13 protein-coding genes and 1 riboswitch are annotated in these 15603 nt (G+C 64.3%); of the genes, 11 read left to right on the top strand and 2 right to left on the bottom strand.

Annotated features, from left to right (window positions below; translation table 11 throughout):
• Positions 1 to 66 precede the first annotated feature (66 nt).
• The 4 genes from C266_RS27470 to C266_RS13420 all read left to right on the top strand — a co-directional run bounded on the left by C266_RS27470 (position 67) and on the right by C266_RS13420 (position 3378).
• Positions 67 to 447, top strand: a complete 381-nt coding sequence (locus C266_RS27470) for a hypothetical protein (RefSeq protein WP_144265822.1) — start codon at positions 67 to 69, stop codon at positions 445 to 447.
• Positions 448 to 516: 69 nt separating this feature from the next.
• Complete coding sequence (locus C266_RS13430) at positions 517 to 1227, top strand: GntR family transcriptional regulator (protein WP_010805889.1); 711 nt, start codon at positions 517 to 519, stop codon at positions 1225 to 1227.
• A 2-nt stretch (positions 1228 to 1229) separates the two neighbouring features.
• Positions 1230 to 2615 carry an amidase gene (locus C266_RS13425; protein WP_010805888.1) on the top strand — a complete coding sequence of 462 codons (1386 nt, stop codon included), beginning with the start codon at positions 1230 to 1232 and terminating at the stop codon, positions 2613 to 2615.
• A gap of 250 nt (positions 2616 to 2865) precedes the next feature.
• Positions 2866 to 3378, top strand: a complete 513-nt coding sequence (locus C266_RS13420; protein WP_010805887.1) for a disulfide bond formation protein B — start codon at positions 2866 to 2868, stop codon at positions 3376 to 3378.
• 89 nt (positions 3379 to 3467) lie between these two features.
• Here C266_RS13420 and C266_RS13415 read toward each other — a convergent pair whose 3' ends face one another.
• A complete protein-coding gene (locus C266_RS13415) occupies positions 3468 to 4433 on the bottom strand; it encodes a LysR substrate-binding domain-containing protein (RefSeq protein WP_010805886.1) in 966 nt (321 codons plus the stop codon).
• Positions 4434 to 4640: 207 nt separating this feature from the next.
• Here C266_RS13415 and xdhA point away from each other — a divergent pair, with 207 nt between their 5' ends.
• The 7 genes from xdhA (at position 4641) to C266_RS13380 (ending at position 14736) form a co-directional block, all read left to right on the top strand.
• Entirely contained in the window at positions 4641 to 6113 is a 1473-nt protein-coding gene (gene xdhA / locus C266_RS13410) for a xanthine dehydrogenase small subunit (protein WP_010805885.1), read from the top strand.
• Positions 6114 to 6125: 12 nt separating this feature from the next.
• The gene (xdhB, locus tag C266_RS13405; RefSeq protein WP_010805884.1) at positions 6126 to 8474 is read left to right on the top strand and encodes a xanthine dehydrogenase molybdopterin binding subunit; all 2349 of its coding nucleotides are present in this window, start codon (positions 6126 to 6128) and stop codon (positions 8472 to 8474) included.
• A complete protein-coding gene (xdhC, locus tag C266_RS13400) occupies positions 8474 to 9553 on the top strand; it encodes a xanthine dehydrogenase accessory protein XdhC (protein ID WP_010805883.1) in 1080 nt (359 codons plus the stop codon). The genes xdhB and xdhC overlap by 1 nt, the downstream gene beginning before the upstream one ends.
• Positions 9554 to 9648: 95 nt before the next feature.
• Positions 9649 to 10689, top strand: a complete 1041-nt coding sequence (locus tag C266_RS13395) for an adenosine deaminase (RefSeq protein ID WP_010805882.1) — start codon at positions 9649 to 9651, stop codon at positions 10687 to 10689.
• A 291-nt stretch (positions 10690 to 10980) separates the two neighbouring features.
• A complete protein-coding gene (locus C266_RS13390; RefSeq protein ID WP_010805881.1) occupies positions 10981 to 12405 on the top strand; it encodes an NCS2 family permease in 1425 nt (474 codons plus the stop codon).
• A 19-nt stretch (positions 12406 to 12424) separates the two neighbouring features.
• Entirely contained in the window at positions 12425 to 13753 is a 1329-nt protein-coding gene (gene guaD, locus C266_RS13385) for a guanine deaminase (protein WP_010805880.1), read from the top strand.
• A gap of 226 nt (positions 13754 to 13979) precedes the next feature.
• Positions 13980 to 14163: riboswitch (yybP-ykoY riboswitch) on the top strand.
• A 15-nt stretch (positions 14164 to 14178) separates the two neighbouring features.
• Positions 14179 to 14736, top strand: a complete 558-nt coding sequence (locus C266_RS13380) for a TMEM165/GDT1 family protein (protein ID WP_010805879.1) — start codon at positions 14179 to 14181, stop codon at positions 14734 to 14736.
• 90 nt (positions 14737 to 14826) lie between these two features.
• On the opposite strand, the gene C266_RS13375 is transcribed toward C266_RS13380, so the two are convergent.
• Entirely contained in the window at positions 14827 to 15435 is a 609-nt protein-coding gene (locus C266_RS13375) for a DUF4136 domain-containing protein (RefSeq protein ID WP_036662939.1), read from the bottom strand.
• Positions 15436 to 15603: the final 168 nt, after the last annotated feature.

Raw genomic sequence — 15603 nt, 5'->3', positions numbered from 1 at the left:
ACTCCACGCCGGTCGCACGCCGCGCCCCTGCCGGGCCGCAGCGATTAACACAAGACGTGATGCTTGATGAAGGTGGGAAGCCGGCCGCTTGCAGCCGGCTTGATAGACGTTGCGTTCGTTCGCCCGGTCGCCCATGGCGAACCCGCCGCCGGGGGCGCTGGCCTGCGCATCCCCGAAAGGGCTCCGGCACGACGGCCGAATTGGCAATACCAGACGAAATACCGGCCGAAAACTGGCGCCAAATCAATATACGCGATGGGCGAACACGCGCGCAACCCAAGATTGACGGGGCTTTTCATAAAAAATTCCCGTTTTTTGCCACTTGCGACGAAATTTTTCTTCTTGCTTTTTGTCTCGTCGACCTGTGAAATATCACAACAATATCAATCGAGTGTCACGGAGATTGCCGGCTATGCGTTTTTATCCGTCCTTCAGAGGGAACCGTGACGGCATCGATACGACCGTCGATGCGGCCATCGCCACGCAGCCCATCACCGGCTGACGCCTCCCCAACAGATGCCCAACGACACGCCCTTCGAACCCGGCCACGCCACAACGGCAACGACCAGCCTCGCCGATTCGCCGGCGATCGCTGACGGGCGCAGCCTGACGCAGCGCGCTTACGAAGCCATCAAGCACGACATCATCACGTTGCGTCTGCGCCCCGGCGAAACGCTCAACGAAGCACAGTTGATGCAGTCGACGGGACTGGGGCGCACCCCTGTGCATCAGGCGATGCACCGGCTCGCGCTTGAGGGGCTACTGGTCATCCTGCCGCGCAAGGGCGCGATGGTCGCGCCCGTCTCGCTCAACGACGCACTCGAGATCATCGACGTTCGCATGATCAACGAAACGTACTGCGTGGAATTGGCTGCGCGCGCCGCCACGCCCGACGACCTGGCGACCATCGAAGCGGTGCTGGCTCGCTCGCGCGAGGCGATTGCCATGCGCGATGTCGCGGCGACGATGTGTATCGACCGCGACTTCCATCTGGCGATCTCGCGCGCTTCGCGTAATCAGACGCTCGCTGAGCTGTTACGCGGACTGCACGAGCGCTCGCTGCGCTTCTGGTTTCTCGCACTGTCGACGCCGAGCCATCTGGAAGGCGTGTACGAGGAACATCTCGAACTGTTCGAAGCACTCGCCGCGCACGACGCCGAACGCGCCCGCCGCGCGATCACCCGTCATATCGAAGAATTCCGTACCCACATCCTGAAAGCGATCTGACCATGAGCACCGACGCCATCGATCTGCAACGCCCCCTGTCCGAACTCGCCGCCGCGCTCGACGCCGGGCGCACCACCAGCCGTGCATTGACCGAGCAAGCGCTCGCCCGTATCGCCGATCCCGCCGGTCAGGGCAACGTCGTCTTCACGCAATTCGACGCCCAGGCCGCGCGTCACGCCGCCGACGGCCTCGACGCCCTGCGCCGTGCAGGCGCGCGCCTGTCGCCGTTGATGGGCATTCCCGTGTCGGTGAAGGATTTGTTCGACGTGGCCGGGCAAATCACGCGCGCGGGCTCCAAAGTCCTGTCCGGCGCCGCCCCGGCCAAGCACGACGCCCTCGCCGTGGCACGGCTGCGCCAAGCGGGTGCAGTGATCGTCGGCCGCACCAACATGACCGAATTCGCTTTCTCGGGTCTGGGCCTGAACCCGCACTACGGCACGCCGCGCTCGCCGTGGCAGCGCGAGGCGGGTCATATTGCGGGAGGTTCGTCGTCGGGGGCGGCCGCATCGGTGGCCGACGGCATGGCTGCTGTCGGACTCGGCACCGATACGGGAGGCTCGATTCGCATTCCGTCGGCATTCTGCGGTCTGACGGGATTCAAGCCGACGGCCGCGCGCACGCCACGCGACGGCGCGCTGCCTCTCTCGACGTCGCTGGACTCGGTCGGCCCCATCGGCCGCTCGGTCGACTGCTGCGCCTGGGTTGACGCCATCCTCAGCGGCAACACCATCGACGAGACCCCGGCCGCACCGCGTGACGTGCGCGGCATGCGCTTCGGCATCTTGACGAACTTCGTGCTGGATGGCGCAGAGCCCGCTGCCATCGCGATCTACCAGCGGGCACTCGCCGCGCTCGCCAAGGCAGGCGCCACGCTCGTGGAATTCAGGTTCTCGCCGTTCGACGGCCTGCCCGCAATGAACCGCTTCGGCTTTTCGCCCATCGAGGCTTATGCATGGCACCGCACGCTGCTCGCCGAACGCGCGCAGGATTACGATCCGCGCGTGCTGGTGCGTATTCGCAAAGGTGAGCCGGCCAGCGCCGCCGATTACATCGACCTGCTGAACGCGCGCGCCGCGCTCGTCGCAGCCGCAACCCCCGTTTGGCAAAGCTTCGACGCCGTGCTGTGCCCGACGGTGCCGCTCACGCCGCCGGCCATCGCGCCGCTCGAAGCGAGCGACGACACGTTCACGGCGACCAACGCCTTGGTTCTGCGTAACCCCACGGCCATCAACATGATCGACGGCTGCGCGTTTTCGCTGCCGTGTCAGGGCGCAGGCGAAGCCCCCATCGGCCTGATGGTCAGTGCAGCGGCGGGCGACGACGCGCGCCTGTTCCCGGTCGGACGCGCCATCGAGCACGCCCTGCGCTCGGCACATCTTGGCGGTTGATGCCACGCGTATCACGCGTTTAGGCACCGGCCACGCGCGCGCGCGCGGCTGCACCGCCTGCGCGCTCGCGCAGAATGGTGGTTTGCGCTTCCCCCCACCGCACGAAAGCGTCTGATTTTCGAGCAAAAAGTTCCGTAATTTTTCGACTCACGCACGAATCGGGCAGGGGTTACAATGCCAGCCCAAGTGCCTGCCGCCCAGCGTCATGCGGGTTTTGCGGGATTCGTGATCGCCCACCGCCCGAAGTGAAATGAACGCTCAAATCGACCCGGCCCTGCGCCGCGAACGCCGGCTGTACCTCCTGCTCACCGTGGTCAGCCTCGCCCTGCTGGGCGGCGCGCTGTATTTCCAGTACGTACGTCACGAAGACCCATGCCCGCTGTGCATTCTGGCGCGTTACGCACTCGTGCTGATCGCGATCTTCGGTCTGGTCGGCGCAGCCTCGCGCAGTTGGGCTGGCATTCAGTTCGCACGCGTGCTTGCTGCTTTGTCGGCCATCGGCGGCATGGCCGCTTCAGGCTACCTGATCTACGTGCAAGCCAATCCGCTGGTGAGCTGCGGATATGACGTGGTCGAAGCCTTCGTCGATGCCTTACCGACATCGCGCATGCTGCCGCAGTTATTCCAGGTGCAGGGAATGTGTCAGACGGTGTACCCGCCGATCCTCGGCCTCACGCTGCCGATGTGGTCGCTTGCCGCGTTTGTCGTGATTTTCCTGTCGCTGGCGCTGCGTCGTCCGCGTCGCGTGATTTCGTTGCGCTAAGTCGTTGCGCTAAGACTTCGCCGAGCATGACTCGTGTCACCGGCCGTCTGCCTCCGGGCGACGGTCGCGTCCCTCCCGCCTGCGTTCCCTCAGGGCCGCGCCAGTGCAGGCGCTTCCGCCCCGCCACCGTTCGCAACGTCCAGCTCCGTCGCCACATCCGCCACTCGCCTGCGCAACCACGTCACCTCCGGCGCGGCATGCGTGCGCTCGTGCCATAGCTGATAGAAGCGCATCGGCGGAAAGGCAAAAGGGGACGGCAACACACGAATCGGCAAATACCGTGCGTAGTGCTGCGCGAACTGCCGCCCCGTCGTAAACACCAGATCGGTGCGCATCAGTACATACGGCACGAGTCCGAAGTACGGCATCGTCATCTGGATATTGCGACGCAGCCCCTGCTCCGCCAGACATCCGTCGATAAAGCTCTGACGCTCGGCCACGTAAGGCGTGGGCGCCAGATGCGGCAATTCCAGATAATGCTTAAGCGAAATGCCCTTGCTCGCGAGGGGATGCTGCGCGCCGAGCATGCAGACCACTTCATCGTCGAACAGACGCGACATGTGCAGTTGCGGCGGCGGCTCCAGCCAGTTACCGATGACCACGTCGAGCGAGCCGTTTTCCAGTGCGCCGGCATAGTCGAAGCCCGCGTTGATCGGCTGCACGTGCAGCCGTGCCGAGGGCGCGTCGCGACGCAGCACTTCAGCGATGTTGGGCAGGAAGACGGCGTCGAGATAGTCGGGCGCGCCAAGGCGAAACGCCCGCGTGGTGGTCTGTGGCGCGAATTCCGTGGTGGGATGCGTAATGCGTTCGATGGCGGCCAGCGCATCGGTCGCGTAGCCCAGCAGCTCCCGGCCGCGCTCGGTGGCCACCATACCGCTCTTGCCACGCACCAGAATGGCGTCGCCGGTGATCTCGCGCAGGCGGCGCAGCGAATTGCTGATGGCTGGCTGCGACTGGCCGAGCTTGAGCGCCGCACGTGAAACGCTTTGTTCGGTCAGCAGCGTATGAAGTACCCGCAGCAAGTAGGCGTCGATCTGTTCGCGGGGTCTTTGCATGGGTTGGGACGCTCTGGAGGCATGTTGAACGCCAGATGACGGCGGATTGAGCCGTAGTTTATGACAATGCCGGGTCATCGGGGCGCCCGAATAGGCATCATCATGGCCCCGAAATATTTACCTCCCCGGCCGGTGCTATCTTCGGCTCATCCCCACGCCGGCCAAGACCCGGCGCGCCTGCAATCCCACTGCACTACACTGAGAACCATGGAGACACAAGCCATCCGCTTCTATTACCGCGGCAAGGTGCACGAGGTCACTGGCGAGGCCACGACCCGCACCGTGCTTCAGTACACGCGCGAAGACCTGCATTGCACCGGTACCAAGGAAGGGTGCGCCGAAGGCGATTGCGGCGCCTGTACGGTCGTGATCGGCGAGTTGGCCGACGATGGCAACGTGGCCCTGCGGGCAGTCAACGCCTGCATCCAGTTCCTTCCCACGCTCGACGGTAAAGCCCTTTTCACCGTCGAAGACCTGCGTGCGCAGGATGGCACCCTGCATCCGGTGCAACAGGCGCTCGTGGACTGTCACGCCTCGCAATGCGGCTTCTGCACGCCGGGTTTCGTGATGTCGCTGTGGGCCATGTATCTGAATCGTCCGGCAAATACCGGCTGCCCGAGCCGCCGTGAGATCGACGACGTACTGTCCGGCAACCTGTGCCGCTGCACGGGCTATCGGCCTATCGTCGACGCTGCCCAGAAAATGTTCGACCTGCCGCGCCAGGCATTCGACCGCGCGTCGCTGGCGAAGCAGCTTCAGGCGTTGCAGCGCGGCGACACTCTGACGTACGAGCACGACGGCCACGTTTTCCATGCCCCGCGCACGCTGGCCGAAATGGGCCGCCTGCGCGCCGCCTACCCAGACGCGCGCATCCTTGCCGGCAGCACCGACGTCGGCCTGTGGGTCACCAAGCAGTTCCGCGAACTGAAGCACCTGATCTATCTCGGACAGGTGGCGGAACTACGCGAGATTTCCGAAGGTCCGAACGGCATCGATATCGGTGCGGGCGCCCTGCTGGGCGATGCTTTCGATGCGCTCGTCAAACACTATCCGGAACTGGCGGAGATGCGTCAGCGCTTTGCCTCGTTCCCGATCCGCAACGCCGGAACGCTTGGCGGCAACGTTGCGAACGGCTCGCCCATCGGCGACTCGATGCCGGGGCTGATCGTGCTCGGCGCCCGCATCGTGCTGCATCGCGAAGGCGTTGTCCGCGACATGCCACTGGAGGACTTCTACCTGGCGTATCAGAAGACAGCGCTCCAGGCAGGCGAATTCGTTCAAGGCATCCGCGTGCCGCTGCCGGGGGCAGCACAGCGTTTTCGCACATATAAGCTGGCCAAGCGCTTCGATCAGGACATCTCGGCAGTGTGCGCCGCGTTCGCGGTCGAACTCGATGGCGATACCGTGCGTTCGGCCCGCGTGGCCTTCGGCGGTATGGCCGCCACGCCGAAGCGCGGTAGCGCCGTCGAAGCGGCGCTAGTCGGACAGCCCTGGACCGAAGCCACCGTGCGTGCAGCGATGGCAGCGTTGCCCGCCGACTATCAACCGCTCTCGGACATGCGCGCGACCAGCGCCTACCGGCTCGCGGGCGCGCAGAATCTGCTGTATCGTTTTTTCCTGGAAACGCGCACCGATGCGCCGCTGGCGGCACACGAAGTCAACGCGTTCGCCAACGTCTAACCGGAGTTGCCCATGAACAAGCAAGTTGAAGACTTCATGACGCAGACCGGTGCCGCGAGCACGGCCGGTGCTCAGGTTGGCCGCTCGCGTCCGCACGAGTCGGCCGAACTCCACGTGGCCGGCGAAGCCACCTACACCGACGACATCCCCGAACTGCAAGGCACGCTGCACTGCGCCCTCGGGGCTTCGCCCAAGGCGCACGCCCGCATCCTCTCACTCGATCTCGACGCCGTGCGTCGCGCACCGGGCGTGGTCGCCGTGCTGACTGCGGCCGACATTCCCGGTGTCAACGATTGCGGTCCGGTCGTTCACGACGACCCGATTCTCGCCGATGGCGTTGTCCAGTACATCGGTCAACCGATGTTCGCCGTGGTGGCCGAGTCGCATGACGCAGCGCGGCGCGCGGCGCGTCTGGCCAAGGGCGAGTACGAGGACCTGCCCGCGATCCTCACGCCGCAAGCGGCCAAGGCCGCAGGGGCCGGCGTGCTGCCGCCGTATCACCTGCACCGCGGCGACGCCGATGCCGCACTGCAAGCCTCACCGCACCGGTTGACCGGCACGTTCGAATGCAACGGGCAGGAGCAGTTCTATCTCGAGGGGCAGATCTCATACGCGATTCCGAAGGAAAACGACGGCATCCACGTCTATTGCTCGACGCAGCACCCAACCGAAATGCAGGCCTTGGTCTCGCACGCACTCGGCTGGCACAGCCATCAGGTGCTGGTCGAATGCCGTCGCATGGGCGGTGGCTTCGGTGGCAAAGAATCGCAATCGGGCTTGTTCGCCTGCGTTGCGGCGCTGTGCGCGACACGTCTGAAGCGTCCGGTGAAGCTGCGTCTCGATCGCGACGACGACTTCATGATGACCGGCAAGCGTCACGGTTTTTACTTCGAGTACGACATCGGCTTCGACGACGATGGCCGAATTCAGGGCGCGAAGGTCGACATGACGCTGCGCGCAGGTTTCTCGGCCGACCTGTCGGGGCCGGTTGCCACGCGTGCCATCTGCCACTTCGATAACGCCTACTTCGTACCCGACGTCGACCTGCGTGCGCTGTGCGGCAAGACGAACACACAGTCGAACACGGCGTTTCGCGGCTTTGGCGGCCCGCAGGGCGCCCTCATCATGGAAGTCGTGCAAGACGCCATTGCCCGTCGTCTGGGCAAGGACGCCCTCGATGTACGCCGCGCGAATTTCTACGGCAAAACCGAGCGCAACGTCACGCCGTACGGGCAAGTGGTCAAGGACAACGTAATCCACGAACTCGTTGCCGAGCTGGAACAGTCGAGCGACTACCGTGCCCGGCGCGAGGCCGTAAAGGCGTTCAACCGCATGAGTCCGGTGTTGCGCCGCGGCCTGGCGCTCACGCCGCTCAAGTTCGGCATTTCGTTCAACGTGCAAGCCTTCAATCAGGCGGGTGCGCTGGTACACATCTATCGCGACGGTTCGATGCTCGTGAATCACGGCGGCACGGAGATGGGTCAGGGTCTGAACACGAAGGTCGCGCAGGTGGTGGCGCACGAGTTGGGCGTCGATCTCTCGCATGTGCGCGTGACGGCGACCGACACCAGCAAGGTGGCGAACACATCGGCCACGGCGGCATCGACCGGTGCCGACCTGAACGGCAAAGCGGCGCAAAACGCCGCCTGGCAGATTCGCCAGCGTTTGGCCGCGTTCGCCGCGCAGAAGTACGGCGGCTCGGCCGACGATGTGCGCTTCGCCAACGACATCGTCAGCGCGAACGGCCATGACATCGCCTTCCCCGATCTGGTGGAAGCGGCCTACTGGGCGCGCGTGCAACTATGGTCTGACGGCTTCTACGCCACGCCGGGCCTGTCGTGGGATGCCGCGACGATGAAAGGCAATCCGTTCTACTACTTCGCTTATGGCGCTGCCGTCTCGGAAGTGGTGCTCGACACGCTCACCGGCGAATGGCGCCTGCTGCGCGCCGACGTGCTTCACGATGCTGGCAAATCGATCAACCCCGCGCTGGACATCGGGCAGGTCGAAGGCGCCTTCATCCAGGGGATGGGCTGGCTGACGACGGAAGAGTTGTGGTGGAACAAGGACGGCAAGCTCATGACGCACGCCCCTTCCACGTACAAGATCCCTGCCATCAGCGATTGTCCGGCGGACTTCCGCGTGGCGCTGTTCGAGAATGCGAACGTCTCGGACTCGATCCATCGCTCGAAGGCCGTGGGCGAGCCGCCGTTGCTGCTGCCATTCTCGGTGTTCAATGCCTTGCGCGACGCGGTGGCGAGCGTGAACGACTATCGCGACGAGCCGGTGCTCAATGCACCGGCAACCTCCGAAGCGCTGCTCATGGCGATCACCGAACTGCGCACACGGAGCGCCACCTGATGCATCGCTGGGTCGACGCCGCCCACAAGCTGCTGGTCCGCGGCGAGGCCGCGGTATTGGTGACGATCGCACGCGTGGAAGGCTCTGCGCCGCGCGAAGCTGGCACGCATTTGCTCGTGACGCGTGAGCATGTGTGGGAGACCATCGGCGGCGGGCATCTCGAATGGCGGGCGATGGACGTCGCCCGCCAGTTGCTGCGCCAGTATGGGCAGCAAGGCGCACGGCACGTCGAGCGTTTCGCGCTGGGCCCGAGTCTCGGCCAGTGCTGCGGCGGCGTGGTGACCCTCGCCTTCGAAGTGCTCACGCTGACCGATCTCGCGTGGGTGAGCGCACTGCACAAGCGGCTCGCGGCAGGCGAAGCGAGTCTGCGCAGCGTGGCATTCGGGGCGCCGGGAGCCGACGCGGCAGCCAGTCAGCACCAGGGCGGCCCCGTCCTGCTGACCGAACTCGGCCCGAACGAAGCGCTGGCGCACCCGCACACCCTGACCCGCGATGCCGACGACGCCGCCTGCTCGTTCTGGCAAGGCGGCGATGGCTGGCTCTGGCTCAGTGAGCGCCTGGCACCCAGCGACTTCCATATCGTGTTGTTCGGCGCCGGACACGTCGGGCAAGCCCTCATACAAGTGCTGGCCACGCTGCCGTGCCGTGTGACGTGGGCTGACGAGCGCACCGAGACCTTCCCGGAAACCGTGCCGCCGAACACGATGGTGGAATCGACGGACACGCCCGAGGCCATCGTCGCCGAAGCACCGCCGAGTACGTATTTCCTTGTCATGACGCATAACCACGCGCTGGATCAGCGGCTATGCGAAGCCATCTTCAAACGCGACGACTTCGCATACTTCGGCCTGATCGGGTCGATGACGAAACGCCGTCAGTTCGAGCACCGCTTACGTGATCGCGGGGTGCCGCCCGAACGTTTCGAACAGATGATCTGCCCCATCGGGGTCGCAGGTATCACCGGCAAGGCGCCTGCCACGATCGCCATTGCGGTCGCGGCGCAACTGCTGCGCGTGCGCGAGCAGCAGGTGCGCCAAAGCGCACCGGTATCGCCGCAGGCCACCGGTCTACCCGTCTGAAAACGGCGCGGCGGGCGGGCGCATGCGCTCGCGCGTGACCGGCATTCGCTCACAACGGTAGAATCCCGCCCATTCCCCCACGACAAGACCTATCCATGCCACTCACGCCCGAACTCGCCAAGACCCTTTGCGCCATGCCCAAGGCCGAGTTGCATCTGCACATCGAAGGCACGCTGGAGCCCGAACTGATCTTCCGGCTCGCGCAGCGAAATCGCGTCACGCTGCCGTATCCGAGCGTGGAAGCGCTGCGCGACGCCTACGCCTTCACCGATCTACAGTCGTTCCTGGATATTTATTACGCGGGCGCGAGCGTATTGCTCACGGAAGACGACTTCTACGACATGACGCGTGCCTATCTCGAGCGCGCGGCGGCCGACAACATCCGTCACACCGAGATCTTCTTCGATCCGCAGACGCACACGGTGCGCGGCGTATCGATGGAGACCGTCGTCAACGGCATCGAGCGAGCGCTGGCCGAAGCCGAGGCGCAACATGGCATCACCAGTCGCCTGATTCTGTGCTTCCTGCGTCACTTGCCCGAAGAAGACGCCCTGCTGACACTGGAAACCGCCCTGCCGTATTTCAACAGCCACGGACACCGCCTCGTGGGCGTGGGGCTCGACTCCTCCGAACAAGGGCACCCGCCCGCCAAATTCGCACGCGTGTTCGAGCGATGCCGGGCGCTGGGGCTGCGCATCGTGGCGCACGCCGGCGAAGAAGGTCCGCCCGAGTACATTCACGAAGCGTTGGACATGCTGCACGTCGAGCGTGTGGATCACGGCGTGCGGGCGATTGAAGACGAAGCGCTGCTGGAACGTCTGGCCCGCGAGAAGATCGCGTTGACGGTGTGCCCGCTATCGAACGTGCGTCTCAAGGTGTTCGACGACATGGGGCAGCACACCCTGCACCAGTTGCTCAAACGCGGCCTCGCCGTGACGATCAATTCGGACGACCCGGCCTATTTCGGCGGCTATCTGAACGAGAACTTCCTCGCAACGTTCGATGCGCTGGATATGACGCTCGACGACGCTTACACCCTGGCGCGGAACAGTTTCGAAGCCTCGTTCATCGACGACAGTGAGAAACGCCGTCTGGTCGGCGAACTGGAGCGTTTTCGCGCTGCGCAAGCGGCGTAGCCCCCCGTAATTCCTGCAAATACCGGCAAGCCCCGCCTTCGCCCGGCAACACGCAAAACGCCCGAGATCTTTCGGGCGTTTTTTCAGCGAACGGCCGCCGACGAGAACGGGGCGAACATCCCCCCATCGCGCCACATTACCTCGCGATGATGTGGAACATTCCGCATGGGGAATATTTTCACCGGGACCCGATGCTATTTTTTGTGCGTGCCCGAATAGGCGTCATGTGGTGCCCCCACACCTGCGGCGGCGAGCGCACAAAACACCTTAGAACATCGGAGACAACACCCCATGGACTCATCGCTCAGCCCCCCGGCGGGTACTGCCGCACCCGACGCGGCTCACGACAGCACGCGCGTGGCGGGCGCGCAACCTGTCTCGACGCTCGACCGGTATTTCGGCATCACGGCGCTCGGATCGACGTTCCGTACGGAAGTCATTGCGGGTATCACGACATTCCTCGCGGCGATGTACATCATCGTCGTCAACCCGGCCATCTTGTCGAAGACCGGCATGGCGTTCCCGGCGGCACTCACCGCCACGGTGCTCATCAGCTTCTTCGGCAGTTGTGCGATGGGGCTCTACGCCCGCAATCCGGTGCTGGTCGCGCCGGGCATGGGGCTCAACGCGCTGTTCGCGTTCACGATGGTGCATGGCGTCGGCATGCCGTGGCAAACGGCATTGGGCTGCGTGTTCTGGTCGGGCATTCTCTTCGCGTTGCTCGCCGCACTCAACGTCCGGCGCTTCGTCGTCGAGGCTATTCCGGCGAACCTGCGTTATGCCATCTCATGCGGCATCGGCCTGTTCATCACGGTGATCGGCCTGGTCAATGCCAAACTGGTGATCGGCGATCCGGTCACCGTCGTGCGTCTGGCGCACTTGTCGCCGCCGACCGTCACGTTCCTCATCGGTCTGGCGCTCACGACCGTGCTTGTCGCACGCCGCGTGAACGGTGCGTTGATGATCGGCATCGTGCTCACCACGCTCATGGCCATCCCCATCGGCCGCTTGTGGGGCGACGGCACGGCGTATTTCCCCAAGGAGATCGCCACCGCTACGCTGGTGAACTTCCACGGCTTCTTCGCCGCGCCCGATTTCTCGGGTATCGGCCAGCTCGACCTGCTGGGCGCGCTGAAGGTGGCTTACCTGCCGTTCATCTTCGTGATGCTCTTCACGGCGTTCTTTGATACGCTCTCGACCTTCATGAGCATTGCCGAAGCCGGTAACATGAAGGATCGCGACGGTAATCCGCGCAACATGCGTCAGGCCATGATCGTCGATTCGTTCTCGGTGCTGATTTCCGGCCCGCTCGGCACGAGCCCGGCGAACGCCTATATCGAATCGGCCGCCGGCATCGCACAAGGCGGACGCACCGGACTGACCGCACTGGTCTGCGCACTGTTGTTCCTGCCGTTCCTGTTTCTGTCGCCGATGCTCTCGCTGGTACCTGCCATCGCGACGGCCCCGGCGCTGATTCTGGTCGGTGTGTTTATGATGGAATCCGTAGCGCGTATCGAATGGCACCGCCTGGACGAAGCCATCCCGAGCTTCATTGCAGTGGTGATGATTCCGATTTCGTACTCGATCACCGACGGTATCGCCTACAGCTTCCTCGCGTTCGTCGTGCTCAAGCTGTTCACCGGGCGTGTGAAAGAGATCAAGCCCGCGATGTGGATCGTCGCCGCGCTGGCAGTGCTGCTGCTCACGCAAATGTAACGATAGAAGGCCCCTGCACATGTCCATCACAAACCAAGCCCTGCGTGCCGTACGCGCGCAACTGGTCTACTTCACGCACGATCCCGCGCGGGCCTATCTCGACGGCGCGCCCGGCACCGTGCACCATACCGACGGCATTGTCGCCTTCGAGAACGGCCGCATCGCCGCCGTGGGCGACTACGCCAAGGTAGCCCCCACGCTGCCCGCCGGCACGCCTATCGAAGACTTACGCGACAAGCTCGTCACGCCCGGCTTCATCGACACGCACATCCACTATCCGCAGACGGACATGATCGCGTCGCCCGCTCCGGGGCTGCTGCCATGGCTCGAGAAGTACACCTTCCCGACCGAGCGGCGTTTCGAGAATCCGGAGTACGCGGCCGATGTCGCCCAGTTCTTCCTCGACGAACTGCTGCGCAGCGGCACCACGAGCGCGCTGGTGTACTGCACGGTGCATCCGGGCTCGGTCGACGCCTTCTTCAAGGCGAGCGACGCGCGCGACCTGCGCATGATCGCGGGCAAGGTGATGATGGATCGCAACTGCCCGGCATTCCTGCGCGACACGGCCGAGAGCGGTGCGCGCGACAGCGAGGCGCTGATTCAGCGCTGGCACAACAAGGGGCGCCAGCTCTACGCGCTCACGCCGCGTTTCGCGCCGACATCGACCGAAGCGCAACTGGGCGTATGCGGCGAACTCGCCGGGCAATATCAGGACGTGTTCATTCAAAGCCACGTGGCCGAGAACACCGACGAAGTCGAATGGGTGCGCTCGCTGTTCCCAGGCCATCGCAGCTATCTCGATGTGTACGACCACTACAAGCTGCTGCGCAAGCGTGCCGTGTATGGCCACTGCATCTGGCTCGACGAGCATGACCGCCGCCGCATGTTCGAAACGGGCAGCGTCGCCGCGCACTGCCCGACGTCGAATCAATTCCTGGGCAGCGGCCTGTTCGACTTTGCCGCCGCCGAAGCGAGCCGCATGCCGGTCACGCTCGCGACCGACGTCGGTGGCGGCTCGACCTTCTCAATGTTGCAAACGATGAACGAAGCGCACAAGGTCGCGCGTCTGTCGGGCTATCACCTCTCGGCCGAACGCATGTTCTATCTGGCCACCGAAGGCGCTGCACACGCCCTCGATCTGCACGGCACCATCGGCACGCTGGCCGTGGGAGCCGAGGCCGATTTCGTGGTGCTCGACCCGAAGGCCACGCCGCTGCTCGCACGCCGCACGGCACTGGCCGAATCGCTCGAAGAACTCTTGTTCGCGTTCGCCATGCTTGGCGATGATCGCGCCATCGCCACCACTTACGCCGCAGGCAAGCCGGTGCATCGCCGCGCGGCACACTAAGTGATCAGCACATTGACCTGCTGTCTCAGCGCGGCAACGTGAGGCATTGCTTTCGCGGGGAAATGGGTGCCGTCGCTCCGGCACGGCGCACATTCTCTCGCGGTCACCGGCCGTGCGCAAGGGACATGCGGCCGGAGATCTCCTTGGGCGGCCTGCCGGCTGCCCTTTTTTGCCAGACCGCCCCCACGAGCCCACTTCATTTCCAAACGGCGAATATGCTATGATCCGTTTCCTCATTGGGGAGTAGCCGCCCTGTCATAGACATCAGTCTTCGGCAGGGGCGTACGTCAACAGACTTGGCCGGTTCCGGCTATGGCGTGCGCAGCCTTCAGGCCTGGCGAGACCGATGACGATGCTTCCGCCAACCGGGCCGGGATGCATTGTCATTGGTTCGCATCGACACGGCCCGGCGGAGAAATCACAAGGTGTCCCCATTCCTCATCTCGACCGGCGTCGTCGGTCTTGCCGAAATCGGCGACAAAACCCAACTGCTGGCCCTCGTACTCGCTGCGCGCTTCAAGAAGCCCGTGCCGATCATTCTTGGCATTCTCGTCGCCACGCTGGTCAATCATGGCTTTGCCGGGGCACTCGGTGAATGGCTGTCCACTGCCATCAGCCCGGCAATCATGAAGTGGGCCATCGTCACGTCGTTCCTCGGCATGGCGATCTGGATTCTGATCCCCGACAAGGTCGACGACGAAGACACCACCACGAAGCGCAAACTTGGCGTGTTCGCCACCACGGTGCTCACGTTCTTCATTGCCGAGATGGGCGACAAGACGCAGATCGCCACGGTCATGCTCGCCGCGCGCTATCAGGACTTGTTCGGTGTGGTGGCAGGCACAACGCTCGGCATGATGCTCGCCAACGTGCCGGCCGTGCTCGTGGGCCACAAGTTCGCCGGCCGTCTGCCGACGAAGGCCGTGCATGCGGCCGCCGCCATCATCTTCGCCATCCTCGGCATCGTCACGCTGATGCAGTAAACGAAAAACGCCGGAGCGAAGCGCGCGTCCCGTTGACGCACCGCTTCGCTCCGGCGTGGCGCGACGGCCGGCCGCGACTTGCCGTCCGCCCTACTGTCCGACCTTCTGTTGCACGTTGACCGTGCGTCCGCTCGGGAACGGCAACTGCTTGAGCGCGGCGTCGATCAGGAACGGCATGGCCGAGGCGAGCGACGTGCCGCCGTCACTGGTATTGGCCTGCACGCGGTATACCTCCTTGCCGCTCGCGCGGTCCGTGAAGCGCAACTGCAAGCCGGCGAGCGCATACGGATAATCGCGCTCGATGTAGGCCGGCGGCGCGCCGTACGGATAACCGTACCAGCCCCACGGCCGTCCCCACGGCCCCCATGGGCCCGGTGCGAACATCGGGTCATACGCCGGTTCCGCCACCCGCATCATCTGCTGGGTGATGCCGTAACTCATGCCGATCAGGTAGTGCGCGCTCGACGGGCTCTGCTCGCTGAAACCGTCTCCGGCCAGACGCGTGCGCAGCCATCGCTCGTAAGTCGCGTGTTCCTGATTGTTCTGCTGCTCGGCAGTGCGCGTGAGCGCATAGGTTCGCGGGCCTTCAAAGCCCGGCGAATCTCCGAACGCGGTCACCTGACTCGTAACCGTGCTGGCACAACCTGCCAGCAAGACGCTGGCGACGGCCAACGTCGCCATTGCCCATCGTTTCCACATGATTGACTGCTCCCGAGAAAGGCTCGGCGCGCCGATGCGCACCGCTCGCGCCGATTTAAGCATAGGAGGGTGCTTCGCGCACCTCCAACAGATTTGACGGACGCGTTGAGGCAAAATTCAGCAAATTTCTCGCAAGAACGCGAAGGTGCCGCCACTCCGTTACAATTT

It is taken from the genome of Pandoraea sp. SD6-2 (assembly GCF_000389825.1).
GTDB lineage: Bacteria > Pseudomonadota > Gammaproteobacteria > Burkholderiales > Burkholderiaceae > Pandoraea > Pandoraea communis.
This window is presented reverse-complemented; position numbering and strand designations above follow the sequence as displayed.

What these genes read in the sequence shown, in the direction of transcription:
- C266_RS27470 (WP_144265822.1), top strand. Translation starts at nt 67, where the DNA reads ATGAAGGTGGGAAGCCGGCCGCTTGCAGCCGGCTTGATAGACGTTGCG.
- C266_RS13430 (WP_010805889.1), top strand. Translation starts at nt 517, where the DNA reads ATGCCCAACGACACGCCCTTCGAACCCGGCCACGCCACAACGGCAACG.
- C266_RS13425 (WP_010805888.1), top strand. Translation starts at nt 1,230, where the DNA reads ATGAGCACCGACGCCATCGATCTGCAACGCCCCCTGTCCGAACTCGCC.
- C266_RS13420 (WP_010805887.1), top strand. Translation starts at nt 2,866, where the DNA reads ATGAACGCTCAAATCGACCCGGCCCTGCGCCGCGAACGCCGGCTGTAC.
- C266_RS13415 (WP_010805886.1), bottom strand. Translation starts at nt 4,433, where the DNA reads ATGCAAAGACCCCGCGAACAGATCGACGCCTACTTGCTGCGGGTACTT.
- xdhA (WP_010805885.1), top strand. Translation starts at nt 4,641, where the DNA reads ATGGAGACACAAGCCATCCGCTTCTATTACCGCGGCAAGGTGCACGAG.
- xdhB (WP_010805884.1), top strand. Translation starts at nt 6,126, where the DNA reads ATGAACAAGCAAGTTGAAGACTTCATGACGCAGACCGGTGCCGCGAGC.
- xdhC (WP_010805883.1), top strand. Translation starts at nt 8,474, where the DNA reads ATGCATCGCTGGGTCGACGCCGCCCACAAGCTGCTGGTCCGCGGCGAG.
- C266_RS13395 (WP_010805882.1), top strand. Translation starts at nt 9,649, where the DNA reads ATGCCACTCACGCCCGAACTCGCCAAGACCCTTTGCGCCATGCCCAAG.
- C266_RS13390 (WP_010805881.1), top strand. Translation starts at nt 10,981, where the DNA reads ATGGACTCATCGCTCAGCCCCCCGGCGGGTACTGCCGCACCCGACGCG.
- guaD (WP_010805880.1), top strand. Translation starts at nt 12,425, where the DNA reads ATGTCCATCACAAACCAAGCCCTGCGTGCCGTACGCGCGCAACTGGTC.
- C266_RS13375 (WP_036662939.1), bottom strand. Translation starts at nt 15,435, where the DNA reads ATGTGGAAACGATGGGCAATGGCGACGTTGGCCGTCGCCAGCGTCTTG.